The following is a 13981-nucleotide window of genomic DNA, read 5'->3' as shown; positions in this document are numbered from 1 at the left end:
CGCTTGAGTGCGCAGCGCTCACAAAATTCTGGGGCGGCTGCGCCACCCAGCGGGAGCAAGCTCCCTCGCCACAACGTCCTATGCCTGGCGATTGGCATACATCCGGCACTCAGCCAGCAGCGCCAGCAGATTCGGATCACGCTCCTTGGCTTTCAGGAACACCACGCCAATGCGCTGTTGTAGCCGATACCTTTCCTGCAACGGGATCAATTTCACCCGGTTTTCATACACCGCCGCAATTCGTCCCGGCAGCAACGCATAGCCCACCCCGGAACTGACCATGCTCAGCAGGGTGAAGATGTCGTTGACCTGCATCGCCACCTTCGGTTCGAACCCCGCCTGCTTGAACACCCGGATACCGTCCTGGTGCGTGGCAAAACCCTGGGTCAGGGTGATGAACGTCTCGTCACGCACCTCGGCCAGATCGACCTCGCTGCGTTGGGCAAAGGGTGAGTCGGCCGGCGTGGCGAGGAAGATGTCGTCGGAAAACAGCTCGATATGCTCGCAGTCCGGGTCGTTCACGCTGTCGTCCAGGGAGATCAGGATCGCGTCCACCTCCATGTTCTTGAGCTTGTACAGCAGGTCGATATTCGAGCCCAGGATCAGGTCGATATTGAGCTCGCTGCGACGGATTTTCAGGCCCATGATCAGTTGTGGCACGGTCTTGACCGTCAACGAATACAGCGAGCCGAGCTTGAAGCGTTCGGCGGAGAAGCCAGCGGCTTCGCGGGTCAGGCGTACGCTTTCGACCACGTCCTGGATCAGCTTCTGCGCCCGCTCTTCGAGCACGTAAGCGCTTTCCAGCGGCGTGAGGTTGCGGCCTTCGTGCTTGAACAACGGGCAGCGCAGGGCGCTCTCCAGCGAGTGAATGGCCCGGTGCACACTGACATTGCTGGTCTGCAACTCGGCTGCCGCCCGCGCCAGGTTGCCGGTGCGCATGAAGGCCAGGAACACCTCGAGTTTCTTCAGGGTCAATTCTTCGTCGATCAGCATGGGACGGACTCTTATTCGTATGGCCCGATTGTGCCCCAATCGGCCTTGGGATGTGATCGTTCCCACGCTCTGCGTGGGAATGCCTCAATGGACGCTCTGCGTCCGCTTCGGGACGCGGAGCATCCCCGGCTGCATTCCCACGCGGAGCGTGGGAACGATCATTAGCCTTGCTTTCACAGCAAGCAAAACATTGCACTTTAAAGCGCCAGGCCTGAGCCTTGGCGTCTGTTCTGGAATGTGAGGTGGGACTGGATGTATCACGGGGAACGACTCAACGCCTGGACGCACTTGGTCGGGGCGGTGGCGGCTTTTATCGGGGCGGTGTGGTTGCTGGTGATTGCCGGGATGGCGGGCGATCCGTGGAAGATCGTCAGCGTGGCGATCTACGGCTTCACCCTGCTGGTGCTGTACAGCGCTTCGACGGTTTACCACAGCGTGCGCGGGCGCAAAAAAGCAATCATGCAGAAGGTCGATCACTTTTCGATCTACCTGCTGATCGCCGGCAGCTATACGCCATTCTGTCTGGTGACGCTGCGCGGGCCGTGGGGCTGGACCTTGTTCGGGATCGTCTGGGGGCTGGCGCTGATCGGGATACTGCAGGAGATCAAGCCGCGCTCCGAAGCGCGGATCCTGTCGATCGTCATCTACGCGGTGATGGGCTGGATCGTGCTGGTGGCGGTCAAGCCGCTGCTGGCGGCCCTGGGCAGCGCCGGGTTTGCCTGGCTGGCCTCGGGCGGCGTGTTGTACACCGTGGGCATTATCTTCTTCGCCCTCGACCATCGGCTGCGCCACGCCCACGGTATCTGGCACCTGTTTGTCATTGCCGGCAGCTTGCTGCACTTCGTGGCAATCCTGTTCTACGTGCTCTAACCACGTTCAGCCACCGCGAACAGGCGATCCAGTTGTGCCTGGGCCTGGCTGGCGAAAATCTCCAGCAACGCGCCGAGGGTGTGCACCGGGGCCTCGTTGGCCCGGGTCACGGCATACAGGGAAATGGGCAGCGGTGGCGACAACGGTCGGATGGCCGTGCGGGTGCTCGAGGCGCCGAGGGCCGTGAACGGGTCGATCACCGCCAGCCCGGCACCAGACTCGACCATGGCCCGGGCCAGTGAATACGTCTGTACAGCGATGCTGATGCGCGGCGGCGGTTCCACGGCCTTGAGATAGCTGTCCAGCCTGGCCGAGAGCGGGTCGGCGCTGGACAGGCCGATCAACGGTGCACCGGCCAGTGCCTGCAACGGCATCGGCTGGCCCACCTGTGCTTCGGTCCAATGCCCGCTTGGCGCCAGGGCCACCAGCACACCGCAGGCAAGGGCCTGGGCCTTGAGTCCCGGATGATCGGGCGGTTGCAGGGTCAGGGCGACGTCGATTTCGCGCATCAACAGGTTCTGCACCAGTTCGCGGCTGTGGGCGCTGGACAACTCGCAGACGATGTCCGGATAGCGCTGCGTCCATTGATGAACCGCCGCCGGCAGCAGCGACAGGGCCAGGGCCGGTGTCGCGCCGATCCGCAGGCTGTGACCCGGCTCGCGCCGCAGGCTCTGGGCGAGGCGCCGGACACCTTGCAGGCTCTCGCTGACCTTATCGACTTCGCGCTCCAGTTCCAGCGCTTCGGGCGTGGCCTGCAACTTGCCGCGTACCCGCAGAAACAACGCAAACCCCAATTGCTGCTCGGCATGCTGCAACACTTTGGTCACCGCCGGTTGCGAAACGTGCAGCAGTTGGGCCGCACCGCTGATGGAGCCGGCCTGGCGGATGGCCTGGAAGATCTCGATATGGCGAAGACGCATGGCGAGCCCATAACCTTTGTTTATAGGGAGTCCATCTTTATTCATTGTTCGAGGCCTGTCACCTGGCCCTAACCTCAAGCCACTGAAAACGGACGTGAGATGGACATGGCTCAGCGGGTTTGCATCATCGGTGGTGGCGTGGTCGGGCTGGCGACGGCTTATGCGCTGGTGCGCGACGGCGTCGAGGTAACCTTGGTGGAGGCCCGGGAGACCTTGGGCAGCGAAACCAGTTTCGCCAACGGTGGCCAGTTGTCTTATCGCTACGTCACCCCGCTGGCGGACGCCGGGGTGCCCTGGCAGGCGCTGGGCTGGATGCTGCGCGGTGATTCGCCGCTCAAGTTGCGACCGCGCCTTGATCCGGCGCAGTGGCGCTGGATGGCCGCGTTCATCGGCGCCTGCCGGAGCTCGGTCAACCGGCGTAACGGCGCCCACCTGTTGCGCCTGGCACTGTTGAGCCAGGCCACCTTGCAGGACTGGCGCGAGCAAGACCGCCTCGACGGTTTCAACTGGCGGCGCAACGGCAAGCTGGTGACATTTCGCGACGCGAGGCATTTCCAGCGTGCGCGGCAGGGGTTGTTGGACAGTGCCCACCAGCAGGTGCTTGGCCCCATCGAGTGCGCGAGCCTGGAACCGGCGCTGGCCGGCGTGCCGTACGTGGGCGGGATCTACACGCCGGCTGAGGAAGTCGCCGATTGCCATGCCTTCTGCCAGCAATTGGCGGCACGTTTGCGGGCTTCGGGGCGTTGCGAGTTCCTGTTGGGGCACCCGGTCAGCGGCATCGAGCACGCCGACGGTGCGGTGCAGGCCATTGTGCTGGACGGGCAGCGGCTGCCGGTGGAGCAACTGGTGATTGCCGCCGGCCACCGCAGCGCAGCGCTCGCATTGCCCGGCGTGCGGATGCCGCTGTATCCGCTCAAGGGCTACAGCTTGACCGCGCCCATTGGCCCACGGCATCGGGCACCGCAGTTGAGCATCACCGACTATGACCGCAAGGTCGTCTACGCGCGCATCGGCGAACAACTGCGCGTTGCGGCGATGGTGGACATCGTCGGTTTCGACCCGGCGCCGGACCCCAAGCGCCTGGCCCTGATCAAGCGCCAGGCCTTGGAAACCTTCCCTCTGGGTGGGGATTATTCGCGTGCCGTCGAATGGGCCGGCATGCGCCCGGCGACCCCCAGCGGCGTGCCGCTGATCGGCGCCACCGGCTACCGTAACCTGTGGCTCAACCTCGGCCATGGGGCCTTGGGCTTTACCCTGGCGTGTGGCAGCGCTCGCTTGCTCAGCGAGCTGATCGGCCAGCACACGCCTTCCATCGACTTGCAGGGCCTGACGCCCCGCGCCGCCTGACCCACCCAACGGAGAATAACAATGCAAAAAATCACGTTGATCGGCTACACCCTGAGCCTGTTGTTAAGCGTCCAGGCCCATGCCAATGAAGCCCCCCCGGCTGGCACACTGGGCAAGATCGCCAGCACCCGGAGCATTACCCTGGGCTATCGCGACGCTTCGGTACCGTTTTCCTACGTCGGTGACAGCAGCGGCCAACCGATGGGTTACTCGGTGGAACTGGCGGGCAAGGTTGTCGGGCGCATCAAGACCCAACTGGCGTTGCCGCAACTGAACGTGAAGTACAACCTGGTCACGTCCCAGACCCGCATTCCACTGGTGCAGAACGGCACCGTGGACCTGGAGTGCGGCTCTACCGGGGTGACGGCCGAGCGGCAGAAGCAAGTGGCGTTTTCCTACGGCTTCATCTACGTGAAGGGCCAGTTGCTGACGGCCAAGGACAGCGGTATCCACAGCTTCGCCGACCTGCGCGGCAAGAACGTGGTGACCACCGCCGGCACCACCAACGAACGCTTCCTGAAAAGCTACAACCAGGACAACAAGGCCGACATGTTCATCATCAGCGCCAAGGACCACGGCGAATCCTTCCAGATGCTCGAAACAGGCCGGGCGGCGGCGTTCTACATGGATGATGCGTTGCTATACGGCGAACGGGCCAAGGCTCGCGACCCGCACAAATGGGTGGTGGTGGGGCAAGAGCAATCGCGGGAAATCTACAGCTGCATGGTGCGCAAGGACGACCCGCAATTCCTGGCGCTGGTCAACGCGACCCTGGCCGATTTGTATAAGTCGGGAGAGATCAACGACATTTACGACCGTTGGTTCCAGAAACCGATCCCACCCAAGGGCCTGAACCTGGAATTCCCGATGACCAGCGAGTTGAAGGCGATCATTGCCAAGCCCACTAGCGAGCCGGTGCAGTAGGCCTGTGGGAGCGAGCTTGCTCGCGATAGCGCCGGATCAGTCAGCATCGATGTTGACTGACCCACTGCTATCGCGAGCAAGCTCGCTCCCACATGGGGTTTATATCCGACTTCAGAAATCCCCCCACAACTGCTGCGCCACCGCCAGTGCCACCACCGGCGCGGTTTCGGTGCGCAGCACGCGAGGGCCGAGGCGGGCGGCGTGGTAGCCGGCGGTCTTGGCCTGTTCGACTTCGGCGTCCGACAAACCGCCTTCAGGACCAATCAGGAACGCCAGCGTCGACGGTTTGTCATGGCTGACCAGCGGCTCGGCCACCGGATGCAGCACCAGTTTGAGCGCGGCCTCGGTCTGCTTCAGCCAGTCGGCCAGCAGCAGGGGCGGGTGGATGATCGGCACGCTCGAGCGCCCGCATTGCTCGCAGGCGCTGATTGCCACCTGGCGCCAGTGCAGCAGGCGCTTGTCGGCGCGCTCGTCCTTGAGACGCACTTCGCAGCGTTCGCTGAAAATCGGCGTGATCTCGTTGACGCCCAGCTCCGTGGCTTTCTGGATCGCCCAATCCATGCGCTCGCCTCGGGACAGGCCTTGGCCGAGGTGAATGCGCAGCGGCGATTCAGGCTGTCCGGCGAACTGCTCGTCCAATTGCACCCGCACGCGTTTCTTGCCGACCTCGGCCAGGGTGCCGCGAAACTCCTGGCCCGAGCCATCGAACACCTGCACCGCATCGCCCTCGGCCATGCGCAGCACCCGGCCGATGTAGTGGGCCTGGGCTTCAGGCAGTTCGTGGTCGCCGAGGCTCAGGGGCGCGTCGATGAAGAAGCGGGACAGTCTCATGCTGAATCTCTGGAAAAGTTAAATGTGTAGGAGCTGTGTAGGAGCTGACGAGTGCAACGAGGCTGCGATCTTTCCCCAAACACTTGAGTCTCAAGCGAAAGATCAAAAGATCGCAGGCTTCGCCAGCTCCTACAGAGTCCCGCGGTGCGGTGCGACGTTTCGCTAAATCCCCTCACCACAACAGTGTTTCAACAGAAAGCCGGGATTCAGCCCGGATCGCGATAACCCGGGTGGAAGTCCTTCGGCACCGCCACGCTGACCTTGTCCCGGGTGGCAATGTCGATGCCTTCGCTGGCCACTTCGGCCAGGAAATCGATCTGCTCCGGGGTAATGACATACGGCGGCAGGAAATACACCACGCTGCCCAGCGGACGCAGCAAGGCACCGCGCTCCAAGGCATGCTGGAACACACTCAGGCCGCGCCGTTCCTGCCACGGATAAGCGGTTTTGCTGGCCTTGTCCTTGACCATCTCGATGGCCAGCACCATGCCGGTCTGGCGCACTTCGGCGACGTTCGGGTGATCGGCCAGGTGCGCGGTGGCGCTCGCCATGCGCTGGGCCAGGGCCTGGTTGTTTTCGATGACGTTGTCTTCTTCGAAGATATCCAGCGTCGCCAGGGCCGCCGCGCAGGCCAGCGGGTTGCCGGTGTAGCTGTGGGAGTGCAGGAAGGCGCGCAGGGTCGGGTAGTCGTCGTAGAACGCGCTGTAGACCTCGTCGGTGGTCACGCATACGGCCAGCGGCAGGTAACCGCCGGTCAGGGCCTTGGACAGGCAGAGGAAATCTGGCGTGATGCCGGCCTGCTCACAGGCGAACATCGTCCCGGTACGGCCAAAGCCGACGGCGATTTCGTCGTGGATCAGGTGCACGCCATAGCGATCGCAGGCCTCGCGCAGCAACTTCAGGTACACCGGGTGGTACATGCGCATGCCGCCGGCGCCCTGGATCAGCGGTTCGACGATCACTGCCGCCACCGTGTCGTGGTGCTCGGCCAGGGTCTGTTCCATGGCCGCGAACATGTTGCGCGAATGTTCTTCCCAACCCATGCCTTCAGGGCGGTGGTAGCAGTCGGGGCTCGGCACCTTGATCGTGTCCAGCAGCAACGCCTTGTAGGTTTCAGTGAACAACGGCACATCGCCCACCGACATCGCCGCGATGGTTTCGCCGTGGTAACTGTTGCTCAGGGTGACGAAGCGCTTCTTGTCCGGCCGGCCGCGATTGATCCAGTAGTGGAAGCTCATCTTCATCGCCACTTCGATGCAGGACGAGCCGTTATCGGAGTAGAAACACCGGGTCAGGCCTTCGGGCGTCATCTTCACCAGGCGCTCGGACAGCTCGATCACCGGCTGGTGGCTGAAGCCGGCGAGAATCACATGCTCCAACTGATCGACCTGGTCCTTGATACGCTGGTTGATGCGCGGATTGGCGTGGCCAAACACGTTGACCCACCAGGAGCTGACGGCATCGAGATAGCGCTTGCCTTCGAAATCTTCCAGCCACACGCCTTCACCGCGCTTGATGGGGATCAGCGGCAGCTGTTCGTGGTCTTTCATCTGGGTGCAGGGATGCCATAGCACCGCGAGGTCGCGTTGCATCCACTGGTTATTCAGGCCCATTTACAGTCTCCTCGAGGCGGCTCGCGGCGGGCGCGGGCAAAACAATCGCGCAAGCCTATGCAATGGCGGCCCTGGGGACAACCCATTGTGTCATTCCCACTACTTTGAACGAGGCGATAGACGTCGCTGGCGGCGTTTTGATGGCTGACGTATTCTTCGCCGTTCCCTGAGCCGACTGGCTCGAAAAACCGAGAGCCGCCTGGCTCGAAAACTGAAATTTCCTACGTTTTAATCCGGAGTTCGTTGAATGTCTGCTGGTTGGCTGCGCGCCTGTGCGCTGGTGATGATAGGGCTGTTCAGCGTTTCGGCGCTGGCCAAGGACAAACAACCGACGGCCATCGTGATTGGCGGCGGCCTGGCGGGGCTCACCGCAGCCTACGAGTTGCAGAACAAAGGCTGGGCCGTGACGCTGCTGGAAGCCAAGCCGGACCTGGGCGGTCGTTCGGGCATGGCCACCAGCGAGTGGATCGGCAACGAGAAGACCCAGCCGGTGCTGAACAAATACGTCTCCACATTCAAGCTGGGCACCACGCCGGCGCCGGAGTTCGTGCGTACCCCCAGCTATCTGATCGACGGCACCTACTTCACCGCCGCGGACCTGGCGACCAAACAGCCGGCCACCGCCGAAGCCCTCAAGCGCTACGAAACCACCCTGGACGACCTGGCGCGCTCCATCGAAGACCCGCAGAACCCGGCGGCGACCAGCACGCTGCATGCGCTGGACCAGATCACTGTGTCCAACTGGCTCGACCGTCTGCAACTGCCGGCCACGGCGCGGCAGTTGGTGAACCAAGAGATTCGCACCCGCTATGACGAACCTTCGCGTCTGTCGCTGCTGTATTTCGCCCAGCAGAACCGCGTCTATCGCGGCGTGTCCGACCGCGACCTGCGGGCCTCGCGCCTGCTCGGCGGCAGCCAGGTCCTGGCCCAGGCGTTCGTCAAGCAACTGAAAACCATCAAGACCAATTCGCCCGTGTCGGCCATCTCCCAGGACAAGGACGGGGTGACCGTCAAGGTTGGCGCCGTTGGCTACCAGGCTGACTACGTGGTGCTGGCCGTGCCCCTGCGGGCCCTGAACAAGATCCAGTTGACCCCGGCCCTGGACGCCCAGCATCAAGGCGCGATCAAGGGCACCAACTACGGCTGGCGCGACCAGATCATGCTCAAGTTCAAGACCCCGGTCTGGGACAGCAAGGCGCGCATGTCGGGTGAGATCTACAGCAATGCCGGCCTGGGCATGATGTGGATCGAACCGGCCTTGAAGGGCGGTGCCAACGTGGTCATCAACCTGTCCGGCGACAACGCCCGGGTGATGCAGGCCTTCGGCGACAAGCAGATGGTCGATCAGGTACTGATCCGCCTGCACGCGTTTTATCCACAGGCCCGTGGCGCGTTCACCGGCTACGAAATCCGCCGCTACAGCACCGACCCGTCCATGGGTGGCGCGTACCTGGCCTTTGGCCCGGGCCAGATCAGCAAGTACTGGCGCCTGTGGGAAAAGCCACTGCAGCGCGTAGCCTTTGCCGGTGAACACACCGACACCCTGTATCCGGGCACCCTGGAAGGCGCGCTGCGCAGCGGCCAGCGGGCCGCCAGCCAGGTTGAAGACCTGGCGGCGGGCAAGTCGTTTGAACCTCCCAAGGTCGCGCCTGCTGCAACGGCGGCTGCTGGTGCAGTGGCGGCGAAGAAGGGCAACTTCTTCAGCAACCTGTTTGGTGGCTCGGACGATGACAAGAAGCCAGAGCCGGTCAAGGCACCGGAACCGGTAGCGCCGGCTCCAGCACCTGCACCCGCTCCTGCGCCGGCACCGGTGGAACCACCTGCACCAGCCCCGGCAAAGGTTGAGCCAGCCAAGAAAGCAGCGGCCAAACCAGCGGCGAAAAAACCAGCGGCCAAGACCCCGGCTAAAAAAGCGCCAGTGAAGAAAGCCACTCCGGCGAAGAAACCGGCGGCCAAGCCGGCAGCGACAACGCCGGCGGCGACTGAGACGAAGGCTCAGTAACGATCAGGTGGAAAGAACGCGGCTCAAGGGCCGCGTTTTTTTATCCAGCATCAAGCGTACCGGCGGCGCCTCTCAAAGCCCGGCATCGCTTAATAAGCGCTACGTCCTACACGTCTTGGCGATATATCGGAAACTTCCCACCCTTTAACCGGAAGCAGGCGATAGCCCGCACCAAGCCACAAATCTAGGCTCCTCCAAAAACAGGAGCGCGTATGAAAATACTAATGGCAGTGGTCGTATTGGCTTCGATATATGGATGTGTGTATGGCGAATGCCGAGATCCTTTGACGAATCCGATGATTCCAAAAATAGATCCGCAGCTAGCACACAAATGCTCCATCGATCCATATAGGCCTGAGTGCTCGGTAAACTAATAATTCAAAATTTCCACCTCGTGAAAGCTGGAGTTAACATGAAATTGATAGCGGCTTTAATGCTATTGGCAGTATTCGGTGTCAGTGGTTGCACTGCTGATGGCCGTATGGTGCTGAAAAAGCACGATCCTCAATTAGTTTATAGATGCGACATGGATCCTTACCGGTCTGAGTGCGTCAATAAGTGACTCTAGAGAGGCGGCAGCGAAAACGACCAAGTTTTAATTTCAAAGTTCTCAAATAAAGTTTTGACCCGCTCAATCGGAACCGCCCATTGCTGGATTTTAGGTATTGCCCCGTGGATATTGTTTGATTAGGCGGTAGTTGCGGCGAACCGCTAGCTTTGAAAGGGGTATAACGAACAACCATTTTGTTCACCTTGTTCACCTTGTTCACCTTGTTCAATAAGTTGTTGAGTGCTCATTTGATCAAGGGTAAAAGTGGAAATGGCGATACATATATATTGCATGGCAAAAATAGTTGGGCGGCGGTGACAGCCCCTGCGTGGTCTCCTGTGGGAGCGAGCCTGCTCGCGATGAGGTCCATGCAGGCCCCTAAAGGCTGCCTGACCCCCTCGCCATCACCCACCGTTTCCCCTTTAATCTTTCCTTAACCCACCCCCTCCAGACTGATGATCGTATTTCTCGATATTTCAAAGCGAAATTTTCCGCTTTAAATCGATAGATAACTCGCTAGTCTTGATCGCAGTTTTTACAGGAAATGAGCAATGCAGCTACGCAACTCTTCTTCTCGCTATGGCTGGGTCAGTATCGCTTTGCACTGGGGTGTTGCGCTGGCGGTCTATGGGCTGTTTGCCCTGGGCCTGTGGATGGTTGGCCTGGATTACTACAGCACCTGGCGCAAAGACGCACCGGACCTGCACAAGAGCATTGGCCTGGTGCTACTGGCGGTCATGCTGCTGCGGGTGATCTGGCGCGTTGTCAGCCCGCCGCCACCGACCCTGCCAACCTATGGCCGCCTGACCCGCGTCGGCGCCAAGCTCGGTCATAGCGCACTGTATCTCGGGTTGTTCGCCGTGATGATTGCCGGTTACCTGATTTCCACCGCAGACGGTGTCGGGATCCCGGTGTTTGGTTTGTTTGAAGTACCCGCGCTGGTGTCCGGACTGCCCGATCAGGCAGACGTCGCTGGCCAGATTCACCTCTACCTGGCGTGGGCGTTGGTAATTTTCTCCGGCCTTCATGCGTTGGCAGCATTGAAACACCACTTTATCGACCGTGACGCGACCCTCAAGCGAATGCTGGGGCGCCAAGCCTGATGTTCAACCTCGACTCCAAAGGAATAGAAAGCATGTTGAAAAAGACGCTCGCCGCCCTGGCAATCGGTTCTGCCCTGTTGTCAGCCGGCCAGGCCATGGCTGCTGACTACGTGGTTGACAAGGAAGGCCAGCACGCCTTCGTCGACTTCAAGATCAGCCACCTGGGCTATAGCTACATCACCGGTACCTTCAAGGACATCGACGGCAAGTTCAGCTTTGACGCCGCCAAGCCTGAGGCCAGCAAGATCGAGTTCAACGTACGTACCGCCAGTGTGTTCACCAACCACGCCGAGCGCGACAAGCACATCGCCAGCAAGGACTTCCTGGACGTAGGCAAGTTCGCCGATGCCAAGTTCGTGTCCACCAGCGTCAAGTCCACTGGCAAGAACGCTGATGGTAAAGACACTGCAGACGTGACGGGTGACCTGACGCTGCATGGCGTGACCAAGCCAATCGTGGTCAAGGCCACGTTCCTGGGCGAAGGCAAGGATCCATGGGGCGGCTACCGTGCTGGCTTCGAGGGCACCACCAGCATCAAGCGTTCCGACTTCGGCAAGATGATGGACCTGGGCCCACAATCCGACGCCGTTGAGCTGTACATCTCGTTTGAAGGTGTCAAAGCGAAGTAACCTTCGCAGTGACAAAAAACGCCCCTGGTCTTGCGATCAGGGGCGTTTTTTATTGCGCGGATTCCGGCAACACAGAGATCCTCTGTGGGAGCGAGCTTGCTCGCGATTGCGCCGGATCAGCCATACAGATATTGACTGACCCAACGCTATCGCGAGCAGGCTCGCTCCCACGGGGTTAGATCGGTATCACTCAAAAAAAAGCCCCAGGTCGCGAGACCCGGGGCATTTTTCAAGGCTTGGAAAAAACTCAGCGATTGCGCGTCAGCAATGCCGGTTTTTCGCCCCGTGGACGGCTTGGCAGTTGATCCAGCTGTTCAGGCGTCGGGAAGCGATCGGCTTTCGACTCCTTGTGCATGATCTTCGGCTGGCTGCCGCGCGGGTTCTGCACGGCGGGTTCCTGACGAGGCTGGTCGTCATGGGCCGGGCGGCGCGGGCGGGTGTCATCGCGACGAGCCTGGCCGTCACGCGGGGCACCGTTGCGTGGGCCGCTGCGCTTGGCCGGTGGCGTGCCGGTAGACGAGCCGTTGCTGTTGCGCGGACCGTTCTGGCGGCCTTGTGGCTGGCCACTGCGCGGCGCGCCTGCAGTTGCACCCTGTGCCGGGGCACCCGGGCGACGACCACGGCCCTGGGCCGGTTTCTGCTGTGGCACGTAGTCGACGCGGTTACCGAAGTTGTCGACGTCGTCATCCAGGAACTCGTCCGGGGCACGATCGGCTGCGGCGCGCGGGGCTGGACGCTGCTGTTCACGGGCTGGCGTGCCTTCGCGGGGCTTCTGTTCGCGGGCTGGGCGTTCGCCGCGGCCATTGCTGTTGCTGGCCGATTTTTCCTTGCCCTTGTCCTTGCCTTTGTCTTTGCGGCCGCCACCACCACCGCCGCCGCCATTCGGACCGTCGCCGCGCGGGCCACGGGCATTGCGCGGATTGCGCACGTCCGGACGTTCGCGCACTTCAGGCTTCTCGGCCTCGATGGTGCTGGCATCGAAGCCCATCAGGTCGCCGTCGGCAATTTTCTGCTTGGTCATGCGCTCGATGCTTTTGAGCAGTTTTTCTTCGTCCGGTGCGACCAGCGAGATCGCTTCGCCCGAGCGACCGGCCCGGCCGGTGCGGCCGATACGGTGCACGTAGTCTTCATCGACGTTCGGCAGTTCGAAGTTGACCACGTGAGGCAACTGGTCGATGTCCAGGCCACGGGCCGCGATGTCGGTGGCCACGAGGATGCGCACTTCGCCGGCCTTGAAGTCGGCGAGGGCTTTGGTGCGGGCGTTCTGGCTCTTGTTACCGTGGATCGCCACAGCCGGCAGGCCGTGCTTGTCCAGGTACTCGGCCAGGCGATTGGCGCCGTGCTTGGTGCGGGTGAACACCAGGACCTGTTCCCAGGCGCCGGCGGTAATCAGGTGCGCCAGCAGGGCGCGCTTGTGGCTGGCCGGCAGGCGGAAGACGCGTTGCTCGATGCGCTCGACCGTGGTGTTCGGTGGCGTGACTTCGATGCGCTCCGGGTTGTGCAGCAGCTTGCCAGCCAGGTCGGTGATGTCCTTGGAGAACGTCGCCGAAAACAGCAGGTTCTGACGCTTGGCGGGCAGGCGAGCGAGGACTTTCTTCACGTCATGGACAAAGCCCATGTCGAGCATGCGGTCGGCTTCGTCCAGCACGAGGATTTCCACGTGGGACAAATCGACGCTGCCCTGGCCGGCCAGGTCCAGCAGGCGGCCGGGGCAGGCAACCAGTACATCGACGCCACGGGACATGGCCTGGACTTGGGGGTTCATGCCCACGCCGCCAAAAATGCAGGCGCTGACGAACTTCAGGTCGCGAGCGTAGACCTTGAAGCTCTCGTGTACCTGGGCCGCCAGTTCGCGGGTTGGGGTCAGGACCAGTACGCGCGGTTGGCGCGGACCATGACGCTGGGACTTGTCTGGGTGACCGTTGGGGAACAACCGCTCCAGGATCGGAAGGGCGAAACCGCCGGTTTTACCAGTACCTGTCTGCGCCGCGACCATCAGGTCGCGACCTTGCAACACGGCGGGAATGGCCCGCTGTTGCACCGGGGTAGGCTGGGTATAGCCGGCGGCTTCGATGGCGCCGACTAAAGCCTCGGAGAGACCGAGGGAAGCAAAGGACATGAGTAATCCTGTTTTAGTGAGGGCCTGGCCCAATGGGATAGTCTTGCCTGGCGCGAATGACGTTCAACAAAAAGACGTCA

Annotated in this window: 11 protein-coding genes; 6 read left to right on the top strand and 5 right to left on the bottom strand. The window is 61.8% G+C overall.

All coding sequences use genetic code 11. The features are described from left to right. Positions 1-78 precede the first annotated feature (78 nt). Positions 79-993 (bottom strand): LysR substrate-binding domain-containing protein, encoded by a 915-nt coding sequence (locus LOY50_RS26930; RefSeq protein WP_014340651.1) that lies wholly within the window; start codon positions 991-993, stop codon positions 79-81. Between the two features lie 252 nt (positions 994-1245). Here LOY50_RS26930 and LOY50_RS26925 point away from each other — a divergent pair, with 252 nt between their 5' ends. Beyond that, entirely contained in the window at positions 1246-1863 is a 618-nt protein-coding gene (locus tag LOY50_RS26925; RefSeq protein WP_018609564.1) for a PAQR family membrane homeostasis protein TrhA, read from the top strand. On the opposite strand, the gene LOY50_RS26920 is transcribed toward LOY50_RS26925, so the two are convergent. Beyond that, entirely contained in the window at positions 1860-2783 is a 924-nt protein-coding gene (locus tag LOY50_RS26920; protein WP_258689604.1) for a LysR family transcriptional regulator, read from the bottom strand. The genes LOY50_RS26925 and LOY50_RS26920 overlap by 4 nt on opposite strands. A 105-nt stretch (positions 2784-2888) precedes the next feature. On the opposite strand from LOY50_RS26920, the gene LOY50_RS26915 reads away from it, so the two are divergent. Continuing rightward, complete coding sequence (locus tag LOY50_RS26915) at positions 2889-4130, top strand: D-amino acid dehydrogenase (protein ID WP_253470145.1); 1242 nt, start codon at positions 2889-2891, stop codon at positions 4128-4130. Positions 4131-4151: 21 nt separating this feature from the next. Continuing rightward, complete coding sequence (locus LOY50_RS26910; protein WP_258689603.1) at positions 4152-5054, top strand: transporter substrate-binding domain-containing protein; 903 nt, start codon at positions 4152-4154, stop codon at positions 5052-5054. A gap of 111 nt (positions 5055-5165) precedes the next feature. On the opposite strand, the gene LOY50_RS26905 is transcribed toward LOY50_RS26910, so the two are convergent. Both LOY50_RS26905 and LOY50_RS26900 read right to left on the bottom strand, forming a co-directional pair. Beyond that, positions 5166-5885, bottom strand: coding sequence for a 16S rRNA (uracil(1498)-N(3))-methyltransferase (locus LOY50_RS26905; RefSeq protein WP_253470142.1), 720 nt, complete (start codon positions 5883-5885; stop codon positions 5166-5168). A 206-nt stretch (positions 5886-6091) separates the two neighbouring features. After that, positions 6092-7498: an adenosylmethionine--8-amino-7-oxononanoate transaminase gene (locus tag LOY50_RS26900; RefSeq protein ID WP_253470141.1), complete on the bottom strand. Its 1407-nt coding sequence runs from the start codon at positions 7496-7498 to the stop codon at positions 6092-6094. A 247-nt stretch (positions 7499-7745) separates the two neighbouring features. Here LOY50_RS26900 and LOY50_RS26895 point away from each other — a divergent pair, with 247 nt between their 5' ends. From LOY50_RS26895 to LOY50_RS26885, 3 genes are all read left to right on the top strand, one after another. Then, on the top strand, positions 7746-9500 hold the full coding sequence (locus LOY50_RS26895) for a flavin monoamine oxidase family protein (protein ID WP_253470140.1): 1755 nt from the start codon (positions 7746-7748) through the stop codon (positions 9498-9500). 1101 nt (positions 9501-10601) lie between these two features. Further along, a complete protein-coding gene (locus LOY50_RS26890; RefSeq protein ID WP_253470136.1) occupies positions 10602-11153 on the top strand; it encodes a cytochrome b in 552 nt (183 codons plus the stop codon). 32 nt (positions 11154-11185) lie between these two features. Further along, on the top strand, positions 11186-11782 hold the full coding sequence (locus LOY50_RS26885; protein ID WP_003206427.1) for a YceI family protein: 597 nt from the start codon (positions 11186-11188) through the stop codon (positions 11780-11782). A gap of 247 nt (positions 11783-12029) precedes the next feature. On the opposite strand, the gene LOY50_RS26880 is transcribed toward LOY50_RS26885, so the two are convergent. Continuing rightward, a complete protein-coding gene (locus LOY50_RS26880; protein ID WP_253470134.1) occupies positions 12030-13901 on the bottom strand; it encodes a DEAD/DEAH box helicase in 1872 nt (623 codons plus the stop codon). Between the last annotated feature and the right edge of the window lie 80 nt (positions 13902-13981).

It is taken from the genome of Pseudomonas sp. B21-010 (assembly GCF_024749325.1).
Taxonomy (GTDB): domain Bacteria; phylum Pseudomonadota; class Gammaproteobacteria; order Pseudomonadales; family Pseudomonadaceae; genus Aquipseudomonas; species Aquipseudomonas kilonensis.
The sequence above is the reverse complement of the archived record's forward strand: the minus strand, read 5'-3'. Positions and strand labels throughout refer to the sequence as shown.